Origin of the sequence: Streptomyces sparsogenes, from assembly GCF_001704635.1 — a bacterium.
Classification (GTDB): domain Bacteria; phylum Actinomycetota; class Actinomycetes; order Streptomycetales; family Streptomycetaceae; genus Streptomyces; species Streptomyces sparsogenes.
Map to the genome: position 1 here is coordinate 25,145 of NZ_MAXF01000020.1, position 24,967 is coordinate 50,111.

Annotated in this window: 25 protein-coding genes and 1 pseudogene; 21 read left to right on the top strand and 5 right to left on the bottom strand. The window is 71.5% G+C overall.

Annotated features, from left to right (window positions below; all coding sequences use genetic code 11):
- The first annotated feature begins 107 nt into the window (after positions 1-107).
- From BBH68_RS03170 to BBH68_RS03190, 5 genes are all read left to right on the top strand, one after another.
- On the top strand, positions 108-986 hold the full coding sequence (locus tag BBH68_RS03170; RefSeq protein ID WP_076971028.1) for a phosphatase PAP2 family protein: 879 nt from the start codon (positions 108-110) through the stop codon (positions 984-986).
- A 272-nt stretch (positions 987-1,258) separates the two neighbouring features.
- Positions 1,259-2,191, top strand: coding sequence for an HAD family hydrolase (locus BBH68_RS03175; RefSeq protein ID WP_079150766.1), 933 nt, complete (start codon positions 1,259-1,261; stop codon positions 2,189-2,191).
- Between the two features lie 19 nt (positions 2,192-2,210).
- Positions 2,211-3,386 (top strand): threonine synthase, encoded by a 1,176-nt coding sequence (locus BBH68_RS03180; RefSeq protein WP_065958698.1) that lies wholly within the window; start codon positions 2,211-2,213, stop codon positions 3,384-3,386.
- Positions 3,383-4,018: a helix-turn-helix transcriptional regulator gene (locus BBH68_RS03185; protein WP_065958699.1), complete on the top strand. Its 636-nt coding sequence runs from the start codon at positions 3,383-3,385 to the stop codon at positions 4,016-4,018. The genes BBH68_RS03180 and BBH68_RS03185 overlap by 4 nt, the downstream gene beginning before the upstream one ends.
- Before the next feature lie 104 nt (positions 4,019-4,122).
- Entirely contained in the window at positions 4,123-4,572 is a 450-nt protein-coding gene (locus BBH68_RS03190; protein WP_065958700.1) for a DNA-binding protein, read from the top strand.
- A 30-nt stretch (positions 4,573-4,602) separates the two neighbouring features.
- On the opposite strand, the gene BBH68_RS03195 is transcribed toward BBH68_RS03190, so the two are convergent.
- Positions 4,603-5,985, bottom strand: a complete 1,383-nt coding sequence (locus tag BBH68_RS03195) for an MFS transporter (RefSeq protein ID WP_065958701.1) — start codon at positions 5,983-5,985, stop codon at positions 4,603-4,605.
- Positions 5,986-6,190: 205 nt separating this feature from the next.
- On the opposite strand from BBH68_RS03195, the gene BBH68_RS03200 reads away from it, so the two are divergent.
- Positions 6,191-6,730, top strand: a complete 540-nt coding sequence (locus BBH68_RS03200; protein ID WP_425428763.1) for a winged helix-turn-helix transcriptional regulator — start codon at positions 6,191-6,193, stop codon at positions 6,728-6,730.
- Here the strand turns inward: BBH68_RS03200 and BBH68_RS03205 are convergent.
- The 4 genes and pseudogenes from BBH68_RS03205 to BBH68_RS03220 all read right to left on the bottom strand — a co-directional run bounded on the left by BBH68_RS03205 (position 6,718) and on the right by BBH68_RS03220 (position 11,940).
- Positions 6,718-10,032, bottom strand: a complete 3,315-nt coding sequence (locus BBH68_RS03205; RefSeq protein WP_065958702.1) for a bifunctional [glutamine synthetase] adenylyltransferase/[glutamine synthetase]-adenylyl-L-tyrosine phosphorylase — start codon at positions 10,030-10,032, stop codon at positions 6,718-6,720. The two genes, BBH68_RS03200 and BBH68_RS03205, sit on opposite strands and share 13 nt — an antisense overlap.
- Positions 10,033-10,184: 152 nt before the next feature.
- Positions 10,185-10,271, bottom strand: a pseudogene (locus BBH68_RS03210) (glutamine synthetase); the annotation flags it as partial.
- 129 nt (positions 10,272-10,400) lie between these two features.
- The gene (locus tag BBH68_RS03215) at positions 10,401-11,090 is read right to left on the bottom strand and encodes an HAD family hydrolase (protein ID WP_342673113.1); all 690 of its coding nucleotides are present in this window, start codon (positions 11,088-11,090) and stop codon (positions 10,401-10,403) included.
- The gene (locus BBH68_RS03220) at positions 11,074-11,940 is read right to left on the bottom strand and encodes a GntR family transcriptional regulator (protein ID WP_065958703.1); all 867 of its coding nucleotides are present in this window, start codon (positions 11,938-11,940) and stop codon (positions 11,074-11,076) included. Before BBH68_RS03220 ends, BBH68_RS03215 begins: the two co-directional genes overlap by 17 nt.
- A gap of 703 nt (positions 11,941-12,643) precedes the next feature.
- Here BBH68_RS03220 and BBH68_RS03225 point away from each other — a divergent pair.
- The 15 genes from BBH68_RS03225 to BBH68_RS03295 all read left to right on the top strand — a co-directional run bounded on the left by BBH68_RS03225 (position 12,644) and on the right by BBH68_RS03295 (position 24,937).
- Positions 12,644-12,901, top strand: coding sequence for a hypothetical protein (locus BBH68_RS03225; protein WP_425428764.1), 258 nt, complete (start codon positions 12,644-12,646; stop codon positions 12,899-12,901).
- Positions 12,898-13,227: a hypothetical protein gene (locus BBH68_RS03230; protein ID WP_065958705.1), complete on the top strand. Its 330-nt coding sequence runs from the start codon at positions 12,898-12,900 to the stop codon at positions 13,225-13,227. The genes BBH68_RS03225 and BBH68_RS03230 overlap by 4 nt, the downstream gene beginning before the upstream one ends.
- Positions 13,224-14,201, top strand: a complete 978-nt coding sequence (locus BBH68_RS03235) for a DNA cytosine methyltransferase (protein ID WP_065958706.1) — start codon at positions 13,224-13,226, stop codon at positions 14,199-14,201. Before BBH68_RS03230 ends, BBH68_RS03235 begins: the two co-directional genes overlap by 4 nt.
- Positions 14,198-14,533 carry a hypothetical protein gene (locus BBH68_RS03240; protein ID WP_065958707.1) on the top strand — a complete coding sequence of 112 codons (336 nt, stop codon included), beginning with the start codon at positions 14,198-14,200 and terminating at the stop codon, positions 14,531-14,533. The genes BBH68_RS03235 and BBH68_RS03240 overlap by 4 nt, the downstream gene beginning before the upstream one ends.
- Before the next feature lie 158 nt (positions 14,534-14,691).
- Positions 14,692-15,747 (top strand): hypothetical protein, encoded by a 1,056-nt coding sequence (locus tag BBH68_RS03245; RefSeq protein ID WP_065958708.1) that lies wholly within the window; start codon positions 14,692-14,694, stop codon positions 15,745-15,747.
- A gap of 211 nt (positions 15,748-15,958) precedes the next feature.
- Complete coding sequence (locus BBH68_RS03250; RefSeq protein WP_065958709.1) at positions 15,959-16,459, top strand: hypothetical protein; 501 nt, start codon at positions 15,959-15,961, stop codon at positions 16,457-16,459.
- 20 nt (positions 16,460-16,479) lie between these two features.
- A complete protein-coding gene (gene traA, locus BBH68_RS03255; protein WP_065958710.1) occupies positions 16,480-17,040 on the top strand; it encodes a plasmid transfer protein TraA in 561 nt (186 codons plus the stop codon).
- Between the two features lie 72 nt (positions 17,041-17,112).
- Positions 17,113-19,143, top strand: a complete 2,031-nt coding sequence (gene traB / locus BBH68_RS03260) for a plasmid transfer protein TraB (protein ID WP_065958820.1) — start codon at positions 17,113-17,115, stop codon at positions 19,141-19,143.
- Positions 19,144-19,314: 171 nt separating this feature from the next.
- Complete coding sequence (locus tag BBH68_RS03265; RefSeq protein ID WP_065958711.1) at positions 19,315-19,767, top strand: hypothetical protein; 453 nt, start codon at positions 19,315-19,317, stop codon at positions 19,765-19,767.
- Positions 19,768-19,780: 13 nt separating this feature from the next.
- The gene (locus BBH68_RS03270) at positions 19,781-20,062 is read left to right on the top strand and encodes a hypothetical protein (protein ID WP_065958712.1); all 282 of its coding nucleotides are present in this window, start codon (positions 19,781-19,783) and stop codon (positions 20,060-20,062) included.
- A 20-nt stretch (positions 20,063-20,082) separates the two neighbouring features.
- Positions 20,083-20,358, top strand: a complete 276-nt coding sequence (locus BBH68_RS03275; RefSeq protein ID WP_065958713.1) for a hypothetical protein — start codon at positions 20,083-20,085, stop codon at positions 20,356-20,358.
- 83 nt (positions 20,359-20,441) lie between these two features.
- A complete protein-coding gene (locus BBH68_RS03280; RefSeq protein WP_065958714.1) occupies positions 20,442-21,326 on the top strand; it encodes a bifunctional DNA primase/polymerase in 885 nt (294 codons plus the stop codon).
- Between the two features lie 2 nt (positions 21,327-21,328).
- Positions 21,329-22,804 carry an ABC transporter ATP-binding protein gene (locus BBH68_RS03285; RefSeq protein WP_065958715.1) on the top strand — a complete coding sequence of 492 codons (1,476 nt, stop codon included), beginning with the start codon at positions 21,329-21,331 and terminating at the stop codon, positions 22,802-22,804.
- A gap of 537 nt (positions 22,805-23,341) precedes the next feature.
- The gene (locus tag BBH68_RS03290) at positions 23,342-23,581 is read left to right on the top strand and encodes a helix-turn-helix domain-containing protein (protein WP_065958821.1); all 240 of its coding nucleotides are present in this window, start codon (positions 23,342-23,344) and stop codon (positions 23,579-23,581) included.
- 90 nt (positions 23,582-23,671) lie between these two features.
- Entirely contained in the window at positions 23,672-24,937 is a 1,266-nt protein-coding gene (locus BBH68_RS03295) for a tyrosine-type recombinase/integrase (RefSeq protein ID WP_065958716.1), read from the top strand.
- Positions 24,938-24,967: the final 30 nt, after the last annotated feature.

A 24,967-nucleotide genomic window follows, 5' to 3' on the forward strand; every position in this document is an offset into this window, starting at 1 on the left:
TTGCCGGACTCCCCTACAACCGGGACCACCCCAAGCGGGACATAAGGCGTCAAGACCGGACTCGGGGACGATCTGCCGCCGGGTCGCTTCTGGCAGACTGTTGCCCTATGGGTGAAGCGACTGTGAGGACTCTGCCAGGCCGGACGGCCACTCCGTCACCCATCGAGGAGACCGAAGCGCGCCCGGCGCCGCCCCCTACGCTGATGGACCGGCTGCGCGCCCCCCGCAGACCCCGGCTCTGGTTCGAGATCCTCCTGGTCGCCGTCGGCTACTGGACGTACTCCCTGATCCGCAACGCCGTCCCGGAGCGGAAGCACGAGGCGATGCGCAACGCGGGCCGGATCTGGGAGTGGGAGGACCGGCTCGGCCTGGCCTTCGAGCACGGCGTCAACCACGCGCTGGACTCGGTCGGCTGGCTGATCGTCGGGATGAACTACTACTACGCCACGCTGCACTTCGTGGTGACCCTCGGCGTGCTGGTGTGGCTGTACCGCTGGCACCCGGGCCGCTACGCCGCCACCCGGCTGGTGCTCTTCGCGACCACCGGGGTCGCCCTGCTGGGCTACTACTTCTTCCCGCTGGCGCCGCCCCGGCTGATGGCCCGGGGCCACTTCATCGACACCGTCGTGGCGCACCACACCTGGGGGTCGATGGCCTCCGGGAACCTGGCCGGCATGTCCAACCAGTACGCGGCGATGCCGTCGATGCACATCGGCTGGTCGCTGTGGTGCGGGATCACCATCGCGGTGCTGGCCCGCCCGGTGTGGGTGAAGGCGCTGGGGCTGCTGTACCCGGCGGCCACGCTGGTGGTGATCGTGGCGACGGCCAATCACTTCTGGCTGGACGCCGTCGGCGGGGCCCTGTGTCTGTCGTTCGGCTTCGGCCTCTCCCGCCTCTGGTACGGCAGGCTCTCGTACCGGCTGCCGAAGCAGGTGGCGGCGCGGCAGGCGGAGGCCGAGCCGGAGGCCGGGCCCCGGACGGCCTGAGGACGGCCGGCGCGGGCGGCTTGAGGGCAACTGCCGTGGGCGGCTTGAGGACGGCTGCCGCGGGCGGCTTGAGGACGGCTGCCGTGGGCGGCTTGCGCGCGGCTGTCAAGACGGCTTGATCGCACCCGCCCGAGCCGCCATTCTGGCTCAGCATTCAGGGGCTCGATCTTTCGCGCGAGGGCGACGATCCGCGTCGCCCTCGCGTCGCTGTGGGCACGCCTCGGGCCCGACGACACGGCGCGGGCCCGAGGACATGAAAGGGACACCGGCACGTGCACACCGCCGACGCCACACCAGCCGCCTCCGCCCCCTCCGCCCCGCGGCTGCCCCGGCCCCGCTCGGGCTCCGCGCCCCGCTCGGGCTCCGCGCCCCGCCCGGGCTCCGCCGGGCCGCGCTTCCGGCTGGTGGCCACCGACCTCGACGGCACGCTGCTGCGCACCGACCTGACCGTCTCCGCCCGCACCCGCGCGGCGCTCGCCCTCGCCGGCCGCTCCGGGGCGCGCCATCTGGTCGTCACCGGGCGGCCGGCCGCCTCCTGCCGGGAGTTCCTGGTCGCCATCGGCTACGAGGGACTCGCGGTGTGCGGTCAGGGCGCGCAGCTGTACGACGCTTCGGCGGACCGGCTGCTGGTCTCCGCGGCGCTGGACCTGGACCTGGCGCGGGCGGTGGTCAAGCGCACCGAGGAGGAGCTGGGCGGGCGGCCGCTGGAGCTGGCGGTGGTCACCGCCGCGCCCGAGAACCGCTTCGTGGTCACGCCCCGCTTCACCGACCGGGTACGGCCGGACTGGGGGCTGGTGGGCAGCCGGGAGGAGTTGTGGGCACGGCCGATCGAGAAGGTGCTGATGCGCCACCGCGAGCTGCCCGACGGCCGGGTCGCGGCGGCCGCGGCGCTGGCGGGCGGGGACGAGGTGTCGGTGACCCACTCGGAGAAGGGCATGATCGAGGTGCTGCCCGCGGGGGTGGACAAGGCCCTGGGGCTGGGGCGGGCGGCGGAGCGCATGGGCTTCGCGCCGGAGGACACCATCGCCTTCGGCGACATGCCGAACGACATCCCGATGCTGGAGTGGGCGGGCTACGGGGTGGCGATGGGCAACGCGCACCCGGGGCTGATCGCGGTCGCGGACGAGGTGGCGCCGGACCACGACGAGGACGGGGTGGCGGCGGTGCTGGAACGGGTGTACGGCCCGCCTGACACTCTTGACTGACTCTCCATGGCTAAACAGAATGTCCAAAGTGCAGCCTGAATCCCGCCCCGCCGACCCGCGCCCCACCGCACCCCACTACCTGGACGAGCGGTCCGGCGCCCGCTACCCGCTCACCGACCCGCGCTGGCGCGGCGACGACGGCGCCCCGCTGACCGTCTCCGCCCTGCCCGGCATCACCCGCGAGGACGTGGACACCGGCACCCGTTCGCTGTGGCGCTACCGCGCGGCCCTCCCCCTGGACATCCCCGCCCCGGTGTCGCTCGGCGAGGGCCTCACCCCCCTGGTCGAGAAGGCCTGGGGCGAGGCCCCGGTCCTCTTCAAGCTGGAGTGGTTCAGCCCCACCGGCAGCTTCAAGGACCGCGGCAGCAGCGTGATGATCTCCCTGCTGGCGCAGCGCGGCGTGCCGGAGGTCATCGAGGACAGCTCCGGCAACGGCGGGGCGTCCGTCGCCGCGTACTGTGCCGCGGCCGGCATCCGGGCCACCATCCTCGCCCCCGCGTCCACCTCCCCCGCCAAGGTCCTCCAGGCCCGCGCGTACGGGGCGCGGGTGGAGCTCGTCCCGGGCGACCGGGACGCCACGGCGGCGGAGACGCTGCGCCGGTCGGCCCGTACGTACTACGCCGGCCACAACTGGCACCCCTTCTTCCTCCAGGGCACCAAGACCCTCGCCTACGAGCTGTGGGAGGACCTGGGCTTCACGGCCCCGGACAACGTGGTGACGGTGGCCGGCGCGGGCTCCACCGTGCTCGGCTGCGACCTCGGCTTCTCCGAGCTGCTGGCCGCCGGCCAGATCCGGCGCCGCCCCCGGCTGCTCGTCGCCCAGCCCGCCCACTGCGCCCCCATCCACGCGGCCTTCCACGGCGAGCCCGCCGCCCCCTTCGCCCCCACCATCGCCGAGGGCGCGGCCATCCGCGCGCCCGTCCGGCTGCCCGAGGTCGTGCGGGCCGTGCGCCGCTCGGACGGCGACATGGCGGCCGTCCCCGAGGACGAGATCGCCGCCGCGGCCCGCCGCCTGGCCGCCATGGGCCTGTACGCCGAGCCGACCAGCGCGACCGCCGCCGCGGCGATCGACGTCTTCCGCGCCCGGGGCGCGATCCGGCCCGGCGAGACGACGGTCGTGCTGCTGACCGGCTCGGGCCTGAAGGCGGCGACCACGATGAGCGCCCTCTTCACCGATCGGAAAGACGCCTCATGACCGCCGAGGACGACCTGCTCCTGCGGGAAGCCGAGAAGATCGTCGTCGCCATCGGCCGGATGTTCCCGGGGCTGTGCGAGGTCGTGCTGCACGACCTGCGCGACCCCGAACACGCCATCCGGGCCATCGAGTCCAACCTCTCCGGCCGCGCCGTCGGCGACCCCGCCACCGAGCTCGGCATCGCCCGTATCCAGGACCCCGACTTCCCCGACATCGTGCAGAACTACCCGAACCGCTTCCCGGACGGCCGCCCCGCCAAGAGCACCTCGATCGGCATCAAGAACAGCGCGGGCGAGTACGTCGCCGCCATCTGCCTCAACCTCGACGTGTCCCTGTTCGCCAGCGTCGCCCGCAGCCTCAGCAACCTGGTCCGCACCGACGACCAGGAACAGCCCCTCACCGAGACCCTGCGCGCCCGCACCGCGGACGAACTCCGCACGGTCATAGAGGAGTTCGCCGCCGCCCGCGGCCACACCCCGCGCAGCCTCGGCTCCCCGGCGAAGAAGGAACTCGTCCGCTCCCTCAAGACCCGCGGCTTCCTCCAGGTCAAGCACTCCGTCCCGGTGGTGACCGAGCTGCTGGGGGTGTCCCGGGCGACCGTCTACAACTATCTGCGCTCGCCCGCCGAGTGACGCCCCTGGCGGGCGAGGCACCGAGGGGTCGGCACCCAGGCGAGTAAACAAGTCGTTCAAAACAACTTGTTGACACCAACCCGTGCGGGACCCATCCTGGTGCCATGCCTTCGACACCCGATCAGCAGCCCGATCCCTTCACGCCCCCGCGGCCGGAGGCGGCGCGCGCGCACCGCGTCTACGCGTCGCTGATGCGCATCGCCGAGCGCCACGCGGCCACCGACGCCCAGCGCCGCCGGCAGACCCACCCTTCGGTCCTCGGCCCGCACGAGGCCGTCAGGCTGGTGTCCTTCCTGCTCAGCGGGGCGGCTCAGCGGGATGAGGGGGAGCCGGAGGTCGACCAGGCCGACATCACCGCGGCGCTGACCCTCGTCCCGCTGGTCCGCGGGGAGATGGACGAACTGGAAGCCGGACTCCTGCAGATGGCCCGCGGCCGCGGCATGACCTGGCAGGAGATCGCCTTCGGACTGGGGCTCGGCACCCCGCAGGCCGCCCGGCAGCGCTACGAGCGACTGGCCAGCCGCGCCACGGCCGACGAAGAGGCCCCGGCGTAGGGCTCGGCGCGGAGGAGCCGACCTTCGGCGTCATGCCGCCGCCTTCCCGTCGCGGGGACGGCCGCGGAGGCCGAACGCGCTGATGAGCGCGGCCAGTGCGGCCGCGGCGAGCGGGACGAGCAGCGCGGCGTGGTAGCCGTCGAGCAGGGCCCGGGGGGAGCCGCCGTCGGTGGCGGCGACGTTGACGGCGGTGACGGCGGACAGTCCGAGGGCGGCGCCGAACTGGAAGGAGGTGTACAGCAGCCCTCCCGCGAGGCCCTGTTCCTCCTCCTCGACGCCCTCGGTGGCGACGATGGTCAGCGGGCCGTACGCCAGGGAGAAGGCCAGTCCGAGGGTGATGAAGGCGGGGAACATCGCCGCGTAGCTCCAGTCCGCGCCGACCCGCAGGAAGAGGGCGTACGCCACCGCGGCCAGCACCAGGCCGCCGAAGATGACCCGCGCGTTGCCGAAGCGGCTGACGAGCCTGGGGGTGAGCGTGGGCGAGAGCGCGGCGTCGATGCCGATCACCAGGAGCGCGAGACTGGTCTCGACCGTGGACCAGCCCCGCAGTTCGCGCAGGTACAGCACGGCGATGAACTGGAATCCGAAGAAGCCGCCGGAGAACAGCAGCGCGGAGAGGTTGGCGCGCACCAGGGGGCCGCTGCGGAAGATGCCGAGCCGCACCAGCGGCTCGGCCGCCCGGCGTTCGGCCGGCACGAAGACGACGAGGAGGACGAGGCCGGCGCCGAGGGTGGCGAGCGTCTGGCCCACGCCGGCGTGCGCGGCGCGTTCGACGCCGAGGACGAGGAGCACGATCCCGCCGGTCACGGTGGACGCCCCGAGCAGATCGACGCGCTGTCCGGTGCGGTCGGGCCGCTCGGACGCGGGGAGGAGGGCCAGGGCGGCGACCAGGACGAGGAACGACAGGACGACGGGCGCGTAGAACACCCAGCGCCAGTCGGCCGAGGTCAGCAGCCCTCCGACGACCAGGCCGACGGAGAAGCCCCCGGCCGCGGTGCCGGAGTAGACGAGGAGGGCCTTGTCCCGCTGCGGTCCCTCCTCAAAGCTGGTCGTGATGATGGACAGCCCGGCCGGGGTCATGAACGCGGCCGCGACCCCCGTCACAAAGCGGGCGACGATGAGCGTCGGCCCGTCGTCGGCGAAGCCGCCCAGTCCGGAGAAGAGCAGGAACACGGTGAGCCAGAACAGGAACATCCGCCGCCGGCCGAAGAGGTCCGCGGCCCTGCCGCCCAGCAGCATGAACCCGCCGTAGCCCACGACGTAGGCGCTCATCACCCACTGGAGCTCGCCGGTGGACATCCCCAGGTCGGCGCGGATCGACGGCAGGGCCACATTGAGCATGGCCACATCGATGCCCTCGAGGAAGATCGCTCCGCAGAGCACAAAGAGCACCCCCCACGCACGCCCGCTCATGCGGGACCGCGCGACGGTCTCCTGCGGTGGCGATGTGGAGGGCGGGGACGAAGTGGACGACGCGGACACGGCACAGCTCCTTGAAGCAGGAAGGAACGAGGGAAAGGAAGGAGGGAAGAAGAAGGGGACGCGTCGCGAGCGGTTACCGGGACGCCTGTCGGTTCCCTCTTGTTACCGCCTCGATCCTGATGCACCCTGAACGACCATGGAAGAAGGCACTTTTAAGTCACCGAGTCACTGCACGGGAACCGACGACGACCACGCCCGTCAGTGGGACACCCGGGAGGGCTGCGAGGTCCGGCAGATCCTCGACCGCGTCGCCGACAAGTGGTCGCTGCTCGTCATCGCCCTGCTCGACCGCCGCACCCTGCGCTTCACCGAACTGCGGCGCGAGATCGACGGGATCAGCCAGCGCATGCTCACCGTGACGCTGCGTCAGCTGGAGCGCGACGGGCTGGTGCGCCGTACGGTGCACCCGGTCGTCCCGCCGCGGGTGGACTACCAGCTCACTCCGCTGGGCGCGACACTGCACGACACCATTCAGGCGCTGGTCACCTGGACCGAGGACCACCAGGACGAGATCGCCGTCGCGCGTGCCGAGTACGACCGGCGCGAGGCCGGGGTCGGGGCCGGGGCCGAGCCCGGCGCCGTGGCCGGGGCAGGGACCGGGTCAGGGGCCGGGGGCGGAGCAGGAGCAGGAGCAGGAGCAGGGGTCGGGGCTGGAGCCGCGCGTCAGGCCTCGTAGTCGTAGAACAGCCGCTCCACCACGGCCCGCGCCCGCCGCGTGGTGCGCCGGTAGTCGTCGAGCATCTGGCCGACGAGCCCGGGCCCGTAGCCCAGATAGCGGGCCACCGCGGCCAGCTCCCGGCTGTCGGCGGGGAAGGTGTCGCCGGGGCGGCCGCGGACCAGCATGACGCCGTTGCGGACCCGGGTGGCCAGCACCCATGCCTCGTCCAGGGTCTGCGCGTCGTCCGCGCCGATCAGCCCGGCGTTCCGGGCGGCGGCCAGGGCCCGGCGGGTGCGGGTGGTGCGCAGCCCCGGCTCCGCCCAGCCGTGGCGCATCTGCAACAGCTGCACCGTCCACTCGACATCGGCCAGGCCGCCGCGGCCCAGCTTGGTGTGGGTGGCGGGGTCGGCACCGCGGGGCAGACGCTCGGACTCCATACGGGCCTTGAGCCGCCGGATCTCGCGGACCGCGTCCTCGTCCAGGCCCTCGGCGGGGTAGCGCAGCGGGTCGATCAGCTCGATGAAGCGGGCCCCGAGGTCGGGGTCCCCCGCGACCGGCTCGGCGCGCAGCAGCGCCTGGCTCTCCCACACCAGCGACCAGCGCCGGTAGTAGGCGGCGTACGAGGCGAGGGTGCGCACCAGCGGGCCGGACTTGCCCTCCGGCCGCAGGTCGGCGTCGATGGCCAGCGGCGGGTCCACGGTGGGCAGCTGGAGCAGCCGCCGCATCTCGTTGGCCACGGCGAACGCGGCGCGCGAGGCCTCCTGTTCGTCCGCGCCCTCGCGCGGCTCGTGGACGAACAGCACGTCCGCGTCCGAGCCGTAGCCCAGCTCGTGGCCGCCGAACCGGCCCATGCCGATGACCGCGAAGCGGGTGGGCAGCTCGTCGCCCCACTTCTCGCGCACCGCGGCGCGCAGGGCGCCCGCGATGGTCGCGGCGTTGAGGTCGGAGACGGCGTCCCCGACCAGGTCCACCAGCGCCGCCGGGTCCAGCGGTGGCTCGGCGGCCCCCGGGGTGCGCGGGGCGGCGGCGGCCGCCGTACCCCCCGGCCTCGGCGCCCCGCCGGCCCGCGGCAGGCCGGGGGCCGGCGGGGCGCCGGACTGCCTGCCGCCGGGCGGCCTCGTATCGGGCAGCGTGCCGCCTCCGGTGCCGGCGGCGCTCGCCGCGAGGGCGCCGCCGGCCGACGCGCCCCCCGCGGAAGCCGCACCGAACCCGGCGCCGCCGAGCCCCGCGCCACCGGACGGCGGCAGGCTCACCGACGGCTGCACGGCGCCGTTCGCCAGGCGCGCGCTCTCGATGATGTCGGCGGCCGCCGTGCGGAACAGCTCGCGCCGCCGCACCCCGCGCGCCGCCGCCACCGCGGCCTCCGCGCCGTCGGCCCGGCCGACCGCCGCGAGGGTCTCCTGCTCCAGATGGTCCCGGCCGCGCGGCCGCAGCCCCTCGGGGTCGCCGAGCAGCGCGACCGCCTCGGGGGCGCGCAGCAGCAGGTCGGGGGCGAGCCGCCCGGCGGACAGCACCCGCGCCAGATTCTCCGCGGCGGCGCCCTCGTCGCGCAGCAGCCGCAGATACCAGGGCGTCTTGCCCAGCGCGTCGGAGACCTTGCGGAAGCCCAGCAGCCCGGCGTCCGGGTCGGCGGAGTCGGCGAACCAGCCCAGCAGCACGGGCAGCAGCGTACGCTGAATCGCCGCTTTACGGGTCACACCGGACGCCAGCGCCTCGAGATGTCGCAGCGCGGCCGCCGGGTCGGCGTAGCCGAGGGCTTCCAGGCGCTGGCCCGCGGCCTGGGAGCTGAGCCGGGTCTCGCCGGGCTCCAGTTGGGCGACCGCGTCCAGCAGCGGCCGGTAGAAGAGCTTCTCGTGCAGCCGCCGCACCTCGCGCGCGTGGCGCCGCCACGCCGTGCCCAGCTCGGCCACCGGCTCGGTGCGCAGGCCGAGGGACCGGCCCAGCCGCCGCAGGTCGGCCTCGTCCTCGGGCACCAGGTGGGTGCGGCGCAGCCGGTACAGCTGGATGCGGTGCTCCATGGAGCGCAGGAAGCGGTACGCGGCGTCCAGCGCGGCGGCGTCGGAGCGGCCCACGTAGCCGCCGGCGGCCAGCGCCGCGAGCGCGTCGAGCGTGGTGCCGCTGCGCAGCGTCTCGTCGGACCGCCCGTGCACCAACTGCAGCAGCTGGACGGCGAATTCGACGTCCCGCAGACCGCCGGGGCCGAGCTTGAGCTCCCGGTCTATCTCGGCGGCGGGGATGTTCTCGACGACGCGGCGGCGCATCTGCTGCACGTCCGGGACGAAGTTCTCGCGCTCGACGGCCTGCCACACCATGGGCGCGAGTGCGTTCACGTACGCCTGGCCGAGTTCGGCGTCGCCCGCGACCGGCCGGGCCTTGAGCAGGGCCTGGAACTCCCAGGTCTTGGCCCACCGCTGGTAGTACGCCACATGGCTGGACAGGGTCCGCACCAGTGGCCCGTTGCGGCCCTCGGGGCGGAGGTTGGCGTCGACCGGCCAGATGCTGCCCTCGACGGTGGCCTCGGAGCAGACGCGCATCAGCCGGGAGGCGAGCCGGGTCGCGGCCTGCACCGCCTTGCCCTCCTCGACGCCCTCCACCGTTTCGGCCACGAAGATGACGTCCACGTCGGAGACGTAGTTGAGCTCCCGCCCGCCGCACTTGCCCATGCCGATCACGGCGAGCCGGCAGGCGGCGGCGTCCTCGGGCTGCTCCTCGGCGGCGATCTCCAGCGCGGCGCGCAGCGTGGCGGTGGCCAGGTCGGCCAGCTCGGCGGCCGCCTGGGCGACATCGGTGGTGCCGCACACATCCCGGGCCGCGATGGCCAGCAGCGCGCGGCGGTAGGCGACGCGCAGCGCGTCCGGCCGGGGCCGGCCCTCCCCGGCCTCGCCCCAGACGCCCTCGGCCAGGGCCCGCTCGAACTCGGGGGTGGTCGGGTGCAGGTCCGCCGACTCGTAGGTCACCAGGGCCTGCCAGTCCCCCGGGTGCCTGGCGAGGTGGTCGCCCAGCGCCTCGGACGCGCCGAGCACGCCGAGCAGCCGGTCGCGCAGCGGCTTGGCGGTCACGAGGGTGTCCAGCAGCGCCTGCCGCGACCCGCCGCCCGGGGCGTCCCCGCCGGCCGGCAGCGCCTCGACGAGCCGGACGAGCCCGCGCAGGGCGAGGTCGGGATCGGCGGTCGCGCCCAGCGCCTCCAGCAGCACCGAGTCGCTCCGCACGCCGGACAGCTCGGGCGAGTCCAGCAGCCGCTGGGCGGCGGACGGGTCGGTGAAGCCGTGCCGCAGCAGCCGGGTGAAGTTGCTGCTCCTGCGTCCCTGCGGTACGGACATCCCGCCGCCTCCCGTGCCTCTCGAGTGCCGCCGCCCACGGACCCGCGCCCCCGGTGACCTGCTCGGTGACCTGGGGTGGGCCCGGTGACGAGCTTAGGCTCTGCGGGGCGGGACGCGCCGTGCCGGATCACACAGCCGCGCCCCGCCCGCGCTCACAGCACCGGCAGGTTCTTGCGCAGCTCGAAGGGGGTGACCTCGGAGCGGTACTCCTCCCACTCCTGCTTCTTGTTGCGCAGGAAGTCATGCGGCGGATTCGCCACCTGGGGACACCCTACCGAGGCAGCTTCCGAGCGGGGGCGGCACGGTCGTCGTTGGTCGTTGTTGGTCGCCCTTGGGCGCCCTCGGACGGCCCAGAGACGGCCCCGGGCCTAGGTCAGGGCGGAAGCGATGCTGCGCATGTCGAGGACGACGGCATCAGCACCTGCTTCCGTGAGGGAAGCGCGCTTGCCCGGCTTGTTGGCAAAGCCGATGCTCCGTGCCTGGGCCGCTCGGGCTGCTTCGATGTCCGTTACAGAGTCGCCTACGAGAACCGTCCGATCGGGTGCGACGTCGAGGGACGAAGCAGCAGTCAGGAGCGGATGCGGTGAGGGCTTCATGAGGTCCGGCCTGAGGTGCGGCCGACCGATCACCTCGTCCACGACTTCCAGGAGGCCATGAAGGAAGAGGTACCTGCGAACACACTCCCCGGAGTTGTTGCTCACGACCGCCACGCGCCGGCCGGACTCACGCGCGGCGTGGAGAGCCTGCACGGAACCATCGACCGGCAGGCCAGCAAGCGAGACCGCCGCCACCTCTGCTTCGGTGAGTGCTGTCTCAACCACCTTGAGTGCGTCGCCGCCCCCCTCTGGCGACAGGCGGTGGATCTCCATGGGGTCATCCGTCGCGCGTGCCCGCGCTTCGAGCGCGGGCACGCGGGCGATGAGCAGGGCCGCAAGCTCATCCGCAACGCCCGGGGCCGGTAGCCCTCGAAAGACGTCGCAGATCGGGCCGTCGAAATCGAAGAGAACGGCGTCAGAGGCACCGAGCACTTCGGCCAGGGCGTCAGCGTTCATCAGCATCAAAGTCCCTTCCGATCGTGTCCCACACACTGTCGAACCACATACGGGCTTGCTCTACCTGCCGCGCGCCGCCCGATGAATCACCGTCGTTGACGGAGTGGTGAAACAGGATCGTGTCTTTGCCCACGAGGTCATAGATCTCGATCGCTTCGCCTTGTGCGACGACCTTGTTCGGCCGGATGGGGTAGTAGCCGAAGAACGCGTCCTCGTTGTTGATGACGTAGAGCTTGAAGAACTGGGTGCCGCTGTGCACGCGGACACTGACATTGCTCTCCTGGACCAGCCCCAGGTGACCGAGCTCGCTTATGGCGTCCGAGATGCTGCGCGTGTAGCCGATCATGATGTCGTGCATCCGGGCGCGAAGTCTTGGGTCGTCCGCGCAGTCCTCTCGCTTCACTGGCGCGGCCTGCGGGACCGACATGTCCGGGACAAGGATGCGAATCCGGATGCTCTTCGGCGTGAGTCGTCCGATCCGAATCTTGTCCAGCGGTTCCTGTAGGGCGCCGTGAAGCGTCTCGCTGGAAAATCCAGCGAAGTCGATGGTCACGTTGCTGCTGGCGAAGGCTTGCTCGACGTACGGGCGAAGACCCGCAGGTCGTTCGGTCCGGTTCCGGACGAAGACCCCGCTGCCCTTGCGTGAGACGACAAGGCCCTCGTCTTCGAGATCTCGAAGGGCCCGCTGAATCGTCGCGCGGGCGAATCCGTAGTGCTCCGTCAGCATCTTGTGCGACGGCAGCTTCTCCCCAGGTCCCAGCTTCCTGGTTCGGATGGCCGCTCCGAGACTGCGGGCCACCTGCTCATACGGCGGTCGATCGTCGTCCGGGTCCAGAGGCTCAAGCGCAAACGTCATGCCTCGATGCTACGGCCAACCTGACTATCTGGACAGCCTGGCTAGTCACCTGTTGACGTGACTAGCCAGGATGGCTACGTTGTTCTCGTGCCCACCGGGCTAGCCAGGTAAGTCAGGCTGGAGCGGGTGAGCTGTGCCGGAATCGGTGCTGCTTGAGGGCGCACGTACGACCAGGAGCCCCGCGGCGGACGGGGGGAGGGCGCACCCGACCCTTGTCATTCGGGAGGGCTAGAGACCGAAAGGTCATGTCTCCATACGCCTACAACGGGGTCATACCGCGCTACCTGATACGGGCGCGGCCCGCCCCGAAGGAGACCTGTTCACGTCCGCTTCTTCGCAAGGAGGGACCGTGCACAACCAACGAACTACGTGGGCGCCGCCGTGATCGACCGGCACGGCGGCGCCTGTGCGTCATCCCCGTTCGTGGCGTCTTCCGCCGACGAACAAGCCGGTCCTTCTTCTTCCTGCCATCGCAGCGGCTATCGCTGCGGCCGGTTGCCTCCTCCGCCCGTCCGGCTCACGCACTGCGTGGGGCCGTACGGGCGGGGCGTGGGGAGTCGGATCTACCGCTTCAACGGCTCGCGGCGCCGGTGCTCGCAACACCGGCGCCGCTGTTTTGGGCCGTTCCCGTGTGAGAGGAGCACGTCCCATGAAGTGCATCGTTGCTGGTCATGAGGCCGTTACTGCGAAGGATTTCGCGGAGTTGGCCTTTGGTATCGACTTGGAGCTGTTCACCGGTTCGGCCGCGGAGTCCGACGACGACCGTAGGGCGCGTCTGGATGTGGCCCGCGCCGTGCTCGCGGAGCTCCGGCAGTCGGACCCGGAGGCCGCGGCGTACGCGGCGTCGCTGCTGCGCACCAGCCCGCTCAAGGGCAGGCGGCCGGCTGCCCGCCGGTCGCACCGGACGTCGGCGCGCCGGTCGGTGCGGCGCCCCGCAGTGCGGACGGTGGTGGCGGCATGAGCGAGCGTCTGACGCTGGACGACCTGGCGGTGCCGCTGCGCACGCTGCGTCTGCTGGCCGCGGACTTCGGGCACCTTCCGGCGCCGGAAGTGCGGCTGTCCACCATCTACCTGAACCGGGTAGAGCTGGACTTCTTCGACGACTTGGCCCAGTTCGAGGCATGGCGTGAGGCGCTGGGCGTCGCTCCTGAACGAGTGAACTACCGGGTGCAAGGTGGTGGCCGTACGCAGGTTCTGCGCATGACTGTCGCCTACGCGGGCGCTGAGCTGGAGCTGATCGGCTACGGCGACGTTCCCACCCCGGCGCTGGTGGGGGGCGCGGCATGAGTACCGTGCGGATCGGGTCGGTGTGCACCGGCTACGGCGGGCTGGACGCGGCGGTGCAGGAGGTGTTCGGCGGCTCGCTGGCGTGGGTCGCCGACAACGACCCGGGCGCGTCCCGCATCCTGGCCCACCACCACCCGCGGGTGCCGAACCTGGGCGACATCACGGCCGTGGACTGGGAGGACGTGGAACCGGTCGACATCGTGTGCGGCGGGTATCCGTGCCAGCCGTTCTCCCTCGCCGGCGAGCTGAAAGGAACCGCGGATGACCGGCACATCTGGCCGTTCATTGCCCGTGCCCTTGGGGTTCTACGACCCCGAGTCGCGGTCTTTGAAAACGTCGCGAACCACCTTCGACTCGGCTTCGACACTGTCCTGTGCGACCTTGCCGACCTCGGGTTCGATGTTGAGTGGTGCGTTGTACGCGCGGACGAGGTCGGTGCGCCCCACCAGCGCCGCCGGCTCATCGTCCTCGCCACTGCTGCCGACGCCCCGCACCTCGGACACGAACGGGGCAGGTCCGCACGGGGAGGGCGGTCCGGACTTGCGGACCGCAATCTCGCTGCTGCCGACGCCGAGGGCGCTGGATGGGCCAAAGGGTGCGGTGTCGCAGACGCCGGCGACGGCACGGCGCGTAGAACAAGGCAAGGCGAATCTGCCCGAGATGGTGCTCAGCGCGTTTCCGGTAGCGGCGTCGACTGGGGGGAGTTCGCGCCCGCGATCACGCGGTGGGAAACGGTCCTCGGCCGCCCCGCCCCCGGGCCAACTGACGATCTGGGACGGCTGAGCCCGCTGTTCGTGGAATGGCTGATGGGCCTGCCCATTGGCCATGTCACCGGAGTGCCGGACCTGTCGCGCTCCGCCCAGTTGAAAGCCCTCGGCAACGGCGTCCTGCCGCACCAGGCCATCGCCGGGCTCCGTCACCTCGCCACCCGGATGGACACCGTCCGGCAGCGCGGCATGGGGGTGGCGGCATGAGTGAGCCGATCGTCTACGCCGCCGCATGGCGGCCGGTGATGAAGGCGGCCGGTTACCGCTGCGAGTGCGCCGGCCAGTGCGGCAACCCGCATATCAAGGGCGGGGGGCGGTGTCCGCGTGAGCACGACCAGCACGCCGGCAAGCACCGAGGGCCCGTCCGCCTGATCGCCGCCCCGGCGGACCCGCTCACCCCCGCGAGTGTGGCGGCCGGGCTTCCGGCGGCCGGGCTGCGGGCGTGGTGCCCGGACTGCCAAGACGCCGCCCGCCGCGCCGCCCAGCGCGCGGCCCGTATCGCGCCGGACCCCGCGCAGGGTGGCCTCTTCGACCTGTAACGGCCCCGCGCCGTGCCGGGCTGCTCGCCTGCCGCACGGGCCCGAGCTGTCGGCTCGATGTCGGCTACTGCATTCCGCGTTCCCGCAGCATCTGCGGGGCGTGCATCGCCTCCGAGGAACAGCGCACCACCTGATCCCTTCGACGACAGGAAGCTTCGATGAACGACACCCGTGAAAGGGCTCTGAGCACGGCTCAGAAGATCGTTTTGGGCGCCGCGGCGGTGCCCATGGTCGCCTTCGGCGGTCTGGGTGCGGTCGGCACCTACAGCAACATCACATCTGTCTTCCACCGGTCGGCTACCGCGCTGGGTGTGGTCGCGGCCGGTGAGGGTGCGACGCTGGTCCTGGCCTTGACCCTGGTCGGTCTGACCATGCTGGGCCAGTCCTCCCCGGTCGCCGTGCGGATCGGGCTGTGGACGCTTCCGGCGGTGGCCTCGCTGGTCGGCGCCGCGGTCGCCGAGACTGTGACGGAGGCGGTGGTGTTCGCCGTCACCCCGATGGCCATGTGTGTCTCTGCGGAGGGCATGGGTCTGCTGGCCCGCCGCATCGTGGTCTACCTCACGGGCGTGGATGCCGAGGCGCAGCGCCGGAATGCGGCCGTGATGCAGCGGCTTGCCTACCACCGGGCCCGCGCCGCCAACCACCCCGACGAGGACGCCCGCAATGACTCCGAGCTGGAGTCGTGGAAGCTCGCGAAGAAGGTCGGCGCGGGGGATGCCCTGCTCGGGGACAACCTGATCGATGTCCAGCGCCAGCGGATGACGGACGGCGCGGACGCGGCGCTTGCGGGCATGTTCGCTCTGCCCGTCACACCCCCCGCCCACGGCGTCACGGCCGCCCCGGCGCCGCTCGCCGTCGAGGGCACGGATGAGGGGGGCGTCACGCCCCCCGTGACGGAGGAAGACACGCAGGTCACGCCCGATTTGGAGACCGTTCCGGCAGAGCCCGTCACGCCCGTGACGCCCCCGGCCGAGGCGCCCGTGACGCTGGAGGAGATCGCGACCGTGGCGGGCGTGCCCACACCGGTCGCGGGGGAACCGCTGAGCGATGTACAGCTCGTGGTCGTCCTGCGGCACCTGCGCTACTCCGACGACCCGCCGCTGTCCTACCGCCAGGCCGTGGCCGCCTTCCGTGAAGCCGGTTTCGTCGGCGGGGAACAGCGGGTGCGCCGCGCGTGGGGCTCGCTGATGTCCCACGAGGAATCCGACGCCTGACCGGCGTCCGGCACCACCAATGAGGACCAGCCCAGGTCTAGTGGGCTGGCCCTCGTTGCGACTGCCGGAAGCAGTCGACCGCACCAGTGAAGCAGACCCGGTGAGCCCCGGCGAGCGGCACGTACGCAGACCCGGCGCGCAGACCCGGTGAGCTGAACCTTCGCGCACCGCACAGCACCCCAACCACCCTTCTCGTTCAAGGAGTCTTGCTGTGTCCAGCCGTACCCGTGCCCGCGGCGTGAAGACGGCCGCGAGCGTCCACACCATCCAGATCCCCCGCCAGCGCTGGCGCCGCGGCGCCCAACCGGTCATGGTCGTCGTGCCCGAACAGCCGTCCCTGACGCGCGAAGCGCTCGGCTTCCTGGGCAGCGCGCTGTGGAAGCGGCGCCGCTCTCTCGCCCCGACCGGCATAGCCGTGCTCGCGTTCACCGGCACCGCGCTGCTGCACGCAGTCGCGTGGTGGTCCGGCCTGCTGCTCGCACCCCTGGCCGCGGGCCCGGGGCTGTGGCTGGGGATCGTGCAGCGCCGCCACCCCGCCCGCTCTACCGCGTTCGCCTGGCGCGTCGCCCTGGCCGTGCTGGCCACGTTCGCCCTGGTGTGGGCGGCGCTGGCTGCCGGGTTCGGTCCGCTCGCCGGCTCGCTGGAGCTGGTGTGGCTGCTGACCTGGATCACTGCCCAGACCGCATGGCTCATCGTCCGCCGCAAGCACTGACCTGAGGGAGACATCGTCCGATGGCAACCACGACGCGAGGCCGCGGCACCAACGGCAACGGCCGCTCGGACAAGCCGAACAAGTTCGCCAACGCGGGCGCCGCCGCGGGCGGATTCATCGGCGGACTGGGCGGCTCGATCGCCCCGCCGATCAACATCAACGTCAACCGCACCACCAACAACCACCGCGGCGGCCGAGGCGGCGCCAACGGGCGCCGTTCGCACGCCGAAGCGCTGCTGCCCGCCCCGGAGTTCAACTCCCCGGCGCTGGTGCGCAACTACTGCAACACCCTGCGGGCTGCGGCCGTGACGCTGTCCATCGAGGTGGCGATGGGTGCCGAGATCTTCGAGGGCGTGCTGGCGGCCGTGCCGGACCCGGAGGGCCGCGCGTTCGGCTCGCGCATCCGGGCACGGAAGGTGGCCCGCAAGATGCGGAAGTCCGCCGACGCGCTGAGGGACGCCGCGAAGAACGCGGCGGCCTGCTACTCGACCTTCCAGCAGGAATTCGAAGAAGAGATCAACCGCGTCCGTCACCGTGCCCGGAAGCCTCAGCAGCCGCGCATGGACTGGGCCCAGCAGTAAGGAAGGTCACTGACGATGGCAAGGAACAGCAACGGCCGCCGTGTGCGGCACACCGATTTTCTCGACAACGGGATGGTCGCGGAGTACAGCGGCGCTGGTCTTCTGCCCGGTGAGGGGGGCGGGGGCAGCGTCCGCGGCTACCTGCTGCACCGGGTCAAGCCGCACCTGCCGCCGTGGCTCGGGTGGGGCGCAACCGGTCTGGCCGGGGCGCTGGGGAACTGGCGGTGGGGCGAGAGCGCCGCAGCCGGCGTGGGGCTCACCCTCGCCTCCGTGGGGCTGACCGGCGCTACCTGGCTGATGGGCAAGTCGACCAGCCAGCAGCGCCGCCTTCACTCGGCCGTCACCGTGGCGGCCGGGTCGGCGTGGCTGACCGCCGCGTGCCTGGCCGGTCCGACCACGGGCCCGATCGACGACCTGTACCTGATGGGCGGGCCGGTCGTGGCGCTGTCGTGGAACGTGCGCATGGTCCTGCGCCACAACCCCGAGGGCGCCCCGAGCGGGAGCGCGGACGGCGGTCTGCTGGAGAAGGTCGGGCTGGCGCGGGCGCAGATCGGCAACGCGAAGGTGGAGCCCAACCGGGTCACCGCGCCGGTCGCGCTGGAGCCTGGGGAGCAGACCAACGACGACGTCAGCAAGGCTCTGGCGCGGATCGCGTCTGCGCTGGACCTGCCGAAGTCCGCCGTGCGCTACACGCCCGACCCGGACTCCGAACGGCGCGGCGATCTGGTCATCGTGCCCGAAGACATGCTGTCCGAGGTGGTGGAGTGGGAGGGGCCGTCGAACCTGGGCGGCTCGATCGCCGAACCGCTGGTCATCGGCCGCTACGACGACGGCGCCCCGCTGCTCGTCTGGCTGCCGGGCGACCCCGAGGCGGGGCGCAACTCCACCCACATCCTGATCGCGGGCGGAACCGGCTCCGGCAAGGGCGACACTGCGCTGAACGTGCTGACGGAGATCCTTTCCCGTCGGGACGTGATCGTGTGGTTCTCCGACCCCAAGGCATTCCAGGACTTCGCCCCGCTCCGCTCCGGTCTGGACTGGAGTGCCGAGGGCGGCACGCAGACAGAGGTCATGGTGGCGGCTGTCGAGGCCGTCATCCCCGCCCGCACGCGCTGGCTGGGTGCCCACGGCTACCGGCAGTGGGTCCCGGCCGCGGCCGAGGTGCAGAACGATCCGGAGCACACCTGCCGCAGCGACGGCCGCGCCTGCGGCTGCCCCGGCATGCCGTTCCTGGTCACCTGGTTCGAGGAGGCCGCCAACACCCTGCGCAACCTGGGCGACGACACGTTCACCGGCATCGCGCAGGAAGCCCGGTCGGCGGGTATGTCGCTGGTGGTCTCGCTTCAGCGGCCCTCATACGACCAGATGTCCACCTCCACCCGCGCCTCCCTGCCGTCCGTGATCGCGCTCGGCTGCGACCCACGCGATGAAGGGTTCTCCCTGCCGGAGACGGTCATCGACGCGGGTGCGCACCCGGGTGCGTGGGGCAACCGGCGCCCCGGCTACTGCTACGTCGTCTCGCCGGGCATCGACGAGGACCGCTATCCGTCCCCGGGCCGTACCCGGCGCTTCACCATCCGGGCCGTGCCGGTCATGGAACGCCTCGCCGCGTGGGCGCAGCGCAACGGCGCTCACGCCGACCCGGTCACGGCGGGTGCGGTCTCCGGGGTGGCCGGCCGCGCCTACACCGGCCGCACCACCGACGACGGCGCCCCGAAGCCCTCGGCCCTGCGGGCCGTCGAGGAGGAGGACGACATGGACCGCGGCGGTCTGCTGGTCGACCCGGAAGACGCCGGTATCGACCCGGAGGAGGAACTGCCCGGCGCGGAGGAGGGCGACGACGCCCCGATCTTCGGGCAGGAAACCGGCCGCAAGCCGTCGCCGGAGGAAGCCCGCCGGCTGTTCTCTGACGCGCTCGCGGAGTTCGAGACCGAGGGCCGGATGATCGTCGGTCCGAAGGACTTCACGGACTGGTGCGACCAGCACAACCTGTCGCGTTCCTGGGTGTCCCTTCGGCTGAAGGACGCGGCCCTCGACGGGCGGTTGGAGGCCACGAACCAGACCGGTCGGTGGCGCATCGTCCCGGCCCTCACGGCCGCCTGACACCCGTAACGCGTTACGCCTGCCTAACACCCAAACCCCTAGGCAGACGCGCCGTTACGCGGACCTAACACTGCCCCCTCACACCGCCTAACACCTACGCGTAACACCCGACCCCCGCGGGCCCGCGCCACCCCCGGTGCGGGCCCGCGGCCATCCCGGAAGGGAGCCACGATGTCCCATCCCGAACGGCCCACGGCCGTCGAAGTCCACCAACCCCAACCCATCACCATCCACCCGCCCACCGCACCCCTGGTGCCCGTCCAGCCCGGCATTGTCCCGGCCGTCCAGAGCATCCAGCTCGCCGACGGCCGGATCGTGACCGGCTATGCGATCACCCCCGCGCCCGTCCCGGCGCCGGTCGAGACGCGACCGGCCGTCTCACGGACGGCCGTGAACGTCGCCCTCGGCGGGATCGGGTTCGCCGCAGTCTGCGGCGGCCTGTTCCTGCTCACGTCGTTCATCGCCGCCCTGACCGCGTTCATCACCCAACTCATCATCCTCGCCGCGGTCATCTTCGGCGGCTTCATCGCCGCCCAGATCCTCGGCACCAGCCGCGGCCGGACCGGCGGCACGACGGTCAACATCCGCAAGGCCGTCATCAAGCGCAACCACTTCCACAGCTAGCCGGGAGATCTTCATGGCAACGCGTCTGGTCACCTGCTACATCGCCGTGTGCGACCTGTGCGGCGCCATCACCGACGCCGACGGCTTCACTCCCCACCTCGACAGCCCGGAAGAGGCCGTCCGGTACATCACCGAAACCGCCTTCGGTGACGACGGATGGACCCTCAGCCCGGACGGCCGGCTCGTCTGCGACACCGTCACCGACCCGGCCCACGAAGCCGTCCACGAGAAGGCCGGGAAGCGCATCCCCACCCCGGGCCCGGACGCCATGTGCGTCACCTTCCCCACCACCTGAACCCGCTGGAGGAACGCCGCATGACCCGACTCCGCATCCAACGCACCACGTGGCCCCGCCGCGCGCTCATCCTCACCGACACCCCCCGCCCCAACTGCCGCAACTGCGACGGCGAAGGCGGCACCGCGCACGACTACGGCGACTACGAGACCGGCGAATACGCAGGCACCGACTACGAGCCCTGCCCCTGCTGGAACGAAACCCGCCGCTGGACCCTGCTGCCCCTCCCGCGCCGCCCCCGGTGGCTGCGTCGGCAGCGCCCCGACATCGACCCGTGGGCCGAGCCCCCGTTCTAGACACGGCTGGGGCGGCCGTCTCTCGCCAAAGTCACGGCCGCCCCGGTCTCCCAGCACCGTCAAGAGAACTGGAGACATCCAGCATGACACCTGACCGCAAGACCCCGCCCACGCGCACCACGACTCCAGCCCGGGACCACCTGCGAACCGCGCTGCAGCTGGCCGCGTCCGGTGTACCGCCGCTTCCCCTGCGGGCCGGAAAGGTCCCGTTCGGGAACTGCCGCCGCTGCGCGGACAACGCGTGCGGCGGCCGGCCGAACATGAAGAGCGCCGGACCGTGCGTCTGCCCCGGTCCCTGCCATGCGTGGGCTGCCGCGACCACCGACCTGGACGTCATCAACTCCGGCATCTGGCGGCGGGCGTGGCTGTGCGCGAGCGCGGTCGCCTACCACCCGGGCGGGGCGGGGCTGACGGTCGTGGACCTGGACAACGCCGACGCTATCGCGTGGGCCCGCAAGAACCTGCCTGTCACACGGACCGTGCCCACCACCCGGGGTGAGCACTGGCTCTACCTCGGTCGGATGCAGTCCGCGAACGCGGTCCGGCCCGGCGTGGACATCAAGTCCACCATGGCCTACGCCCGCTGGCTCGGGTTCGGTACCGGCACTATGGCCCCACTGCCGGATGCCGTACGCGCGCTCGCCGTGAGCAAGCCCTCCCCAGTCCAGCCCGCACCGCAGGCCATCACCGTGCCCGCACGGGCGGGGGAAGGGGCGTGCCCTCACCGCACGCCCACCTATCTGGACCGTGGCATCGCCATGGCGGAGCAGCGCATCACCGAGGCCACCAACGGCGTGCACAGCACCGTCTACCGCACCTTCCTGGCCGTGCTCTCCACACATGGCCGGTGCGGCTGCCTCACCGAGGACCACATCGCGCGCTTGTTCACCGCCGCGCAGACCAAGGGCGAATCCCCCCGGCACTGCACCGACGCGTGGACCAACGCCCGCGCGAAGTTGGGACTGTGACCATGTCCGACGACGAGAAGAATCCCGCCCGCGAGGTCATCACCAACTACGCACAGGCGCACTTCCGGTACTTCCGCACCGCCGACGGAACCGTGTACGCGCAGAAGAACGGCCACCCCGTGGCCCGCCCGATCCGCTCCCAGGGCACGACGGGCAGCCACCGCCAGGAACTCATGGTCGGCCTGTTCAAGGACGGGCGCGGCGTGTTCAACGGGACCGCTCTCAAGGAGGCGTTGGACTTGATCGAAGCACTCGCGCTGACCGAGGACGTGCAGCCTGTCCACATCCGCGTCGCGCCCGGATTCGACGGGGCGACGTGGCTTGACCTGGGCCGCAACGACGGGCAGTCCGTCCGTATCCACCCCACCGGCTGGGACATCGCCATCCCCGACCCGCGCGAGGTGTGCTGGCGCCGCACCCAGCTCACCGGGGAACTGCCCCTGCCGGCCAAGGACACCGACGGCAAGGGCATCGATCTCCTGTTGCGGCTGTGCAACTTCGCCAATGCGGAGACCGAGTGCCTGGCCATCGCCTGGCTGATCGGCTGCCTCGGGCCGTCCGTGCCCGTCCCCGCCCCGTTCCTCACCGGCCCGCAGGGGGCCGGGAAGTCCACCGGGGGCCGCATGCTCGTGCGGATCATCGAGGGCATGAGTGGTGACCTGCGCCGGGCTCCGAAGGACGAGGAGAACCTGATCGCGGCGGTGGCGGCCGGATGGGTCACGGCCCTGGACAACCTCTCCCACATGACCCCGGACCTGTCCGACGCCATGTGCTGCATCGTCACCGGAGCCGAGAACGTCAAGCGCGCCCTGTTCACCGATGGGGACGTCTTCCGCGCTCGCTACCGCCGCCCCATGCTCCTGACCGGCATCGACGTGGGCGTCATCCGGCCCGACCTCGCCGAACGGCTCCTGCCCCTGCGTCTGGAGCGGCCCCGCGTCCGGCGCACCGAGGCCGAGCTGTGGGCGGAGTACGCGGAAGTTCTACCCGTCGTTCTCGGGTCTCTCCTGGATCTCACGGTCAAGGTCCGCGCAGCTGAGGCGGAAACCCCCACCGACCTGAGGATGGCGGACTTCGCGCACCTGTGTGCGCAGCTCGATGCGGCGACCGGTCTCGGGGCGCTCACCGCGTACCGGGCCAGTCTGGACGACCTGAACGACGACGTGATCGAGGGCGATCTCCTCGCGCAGACCGTCCTGCGGCATGCGGACACCATGGAGCCGGGCGCGGCCCCGCGGATGACCTCGACTGAGTGGCTGCACTGCCTCAGTCGCCTCTACAGCGGCGATGAACTGCGTCCCCTGCCAAAGGGGTGGCCGACCACGGGGAAAGTCCTCTCGGATCGGCTCAAGCGTCTCCAGCCGACACTTGCCGCCCGTGGCGTCCTCATCGACTGGGGCCGCACCAGCGAGGGCCGTTACCTCGAAATGACCCGCCAATCTGCGCCGCCCCCACACGAGCAGAAGCCGGTGTTCTGACCCGCGACGCTCGATCGCTCCGGGACAAGCAAGAGGAGCACCACCGGGCCAGACGTGCTCCTCTTGCTGTTCGGCGGAACGCCGCCCGATGGTCGCGCCGCGCAGCGGCTCCTTCTTCACGCTGTGAGGCGCACCGCACCACAACAGACACCCCCTCTTTTGTCCTAAGAGGGGAGACACTGCGTCATCTGCGTCATGTAGGCGAAAAAACGGTTCCTGACCTGCGGATACAGGCGTGACGCAGGCGGCGGTGTCTGCGTCATCCTGCGTCATCTGCGTCACCCGATGACGCAGCCTATGACGCGCTGATGACGCACCCCATGGTCACTGCGTCACGCAAACCCGCAGGTCAAAAGCCCAGATGACGCAGATGACGCAATGACGCAGAATTCCGCGCTTCGGACAGGCGCGGCCCCTGGAAAGCCCAAAGACCCCGCTAACCCGCTCTGAGCCGCGACTCAAGGGCAATGTGACTCCAACTCGGAGGACGCAGTGAAACAGCCCCCTGATCTTGAGGAGACCGACCCTCAAGTTCTGCTGTACCGGCTCCTCGACCACCCCGCGCTGGCCGCGATCCTCCGGGGCGGTCTCCCTGACCGGTACCTCAACCCCGACGACATCGCCGAGATCTTCGACGTGCCCGTGGAGACCGTCTACCAGTGGCGCAAGAAGCGCGTCGGTCCGCCGGGCTTCCGCATCGGCAGGCACGTGCGCTACGACCCCGCCGACGTCAGCCGCTACGTCCGGGAGCGCAAGACCGAAGACAGCGCCGCCTGACAGCAACGACCAACCCAGCACGACACCCGCGGGGCGGGGCCACACGGCCCCGCCCCGCTCTGCTCTGCCCAAGAAGGGACCACAGCCTCAATGGCAGGCCACGTTCAAGACCGCTGGTACAAGACCGAACCCGGCCCCGACGGCAAACCCCGCCGCATCAAGACCGACCGCCACGGCACCGGCATGCGCTACCGCGCCCGCTACATCGGCCCCGACGGCACCGAGAAGAGCAAGAGCTTCCCCGACAAGCAGAAGCGAGTGGCCGAGAAGTGGCTAACGCACATCGAGGCCGACATGTCGCGCGGACAGTACATCGACCCGCAGGCCGGACGCATCACGTTCCGCGAGTACGGCGAGAAGTGGCTCGCCGCACAGACCACCGACCCGAACACGCGGGTCCCGGTGGGTGTGCAGCTCAGGCTTCACGCCTTCCCGTACATCGGGTCGCGCCCGTTGGACTCCTTCCAGCCCGCGCACATCCGTGAGTGGCTGGCCGAGCTGGAGCAAGCCGTGCCGGCATCGTCCTACCGCCGGGTGATCTTCTCGAACGTCTCGTCAGTCCTGAGCGCCGCCGTTGATGACGCACTGCTTCTCAAGAACCCATGCAAGGCGCGCTCCGTCCGTGCGCCCGAGCGAGGTGCCCCGCGCGTACGCCCGTGGCTCCCGGAACGCGTCTTCGCGGTGCGGGCCGCGCTCCCCAAGCGCTATCAGGCAATGGTGGACCTCGGGGGTGGCTGTGGCCTCAGGCAAGGCGAGATCTTCGGACTACCTGACGACGAAGTGAACTACGAAGCCGGATGGCTGCACGTCGCCTATCAGGTGAAGGTGGTCAACGGGCACCTGGTCTTCGCGCCACCGAAACGCGGCAAGGAACGGGACGTGCCACTGCCGGAGCGCGTCGGCCGCGTACTCAAGGAGCACCGGAAGCTCTTCCCGCCCGTGGACGTGACGCTTCCGTGGCTGCGGCCGGACGGCCCGCCCGTCACCAAGCGTCTGTTGTTCTCCCTCATAGGGGGCGGCGCGGTCCGCCGGACCGACTTCAACACCCGGCTGTGGAAGCCCGCGCTCGTGGCGGCCGGGGTGATCCCCGAACCGGAGAAGGGTGAGCGGCACGAGGCGGCCCGCGAACACGGCATGCACGCGCTGCGGCACTTCTACGCGTCGGTTCTGCTGGATGCCGGGGAGAACATCAAGGCCCTGAGCGGCTACCTTGGCCACGCGGACCCCGGCTTCACGCTCCGGACGTACACGCACCTGATGCCGAGCAGTGAGGGACGGACCCGGAACGCAGTGGACCGGCTCTATGAGGCGGTCGAATCCGCGCCGGACGGCCCACAGACGGCCCAAGAGGGATGAGACGGCTCCGGGCCAGCGTCGTGACGACGC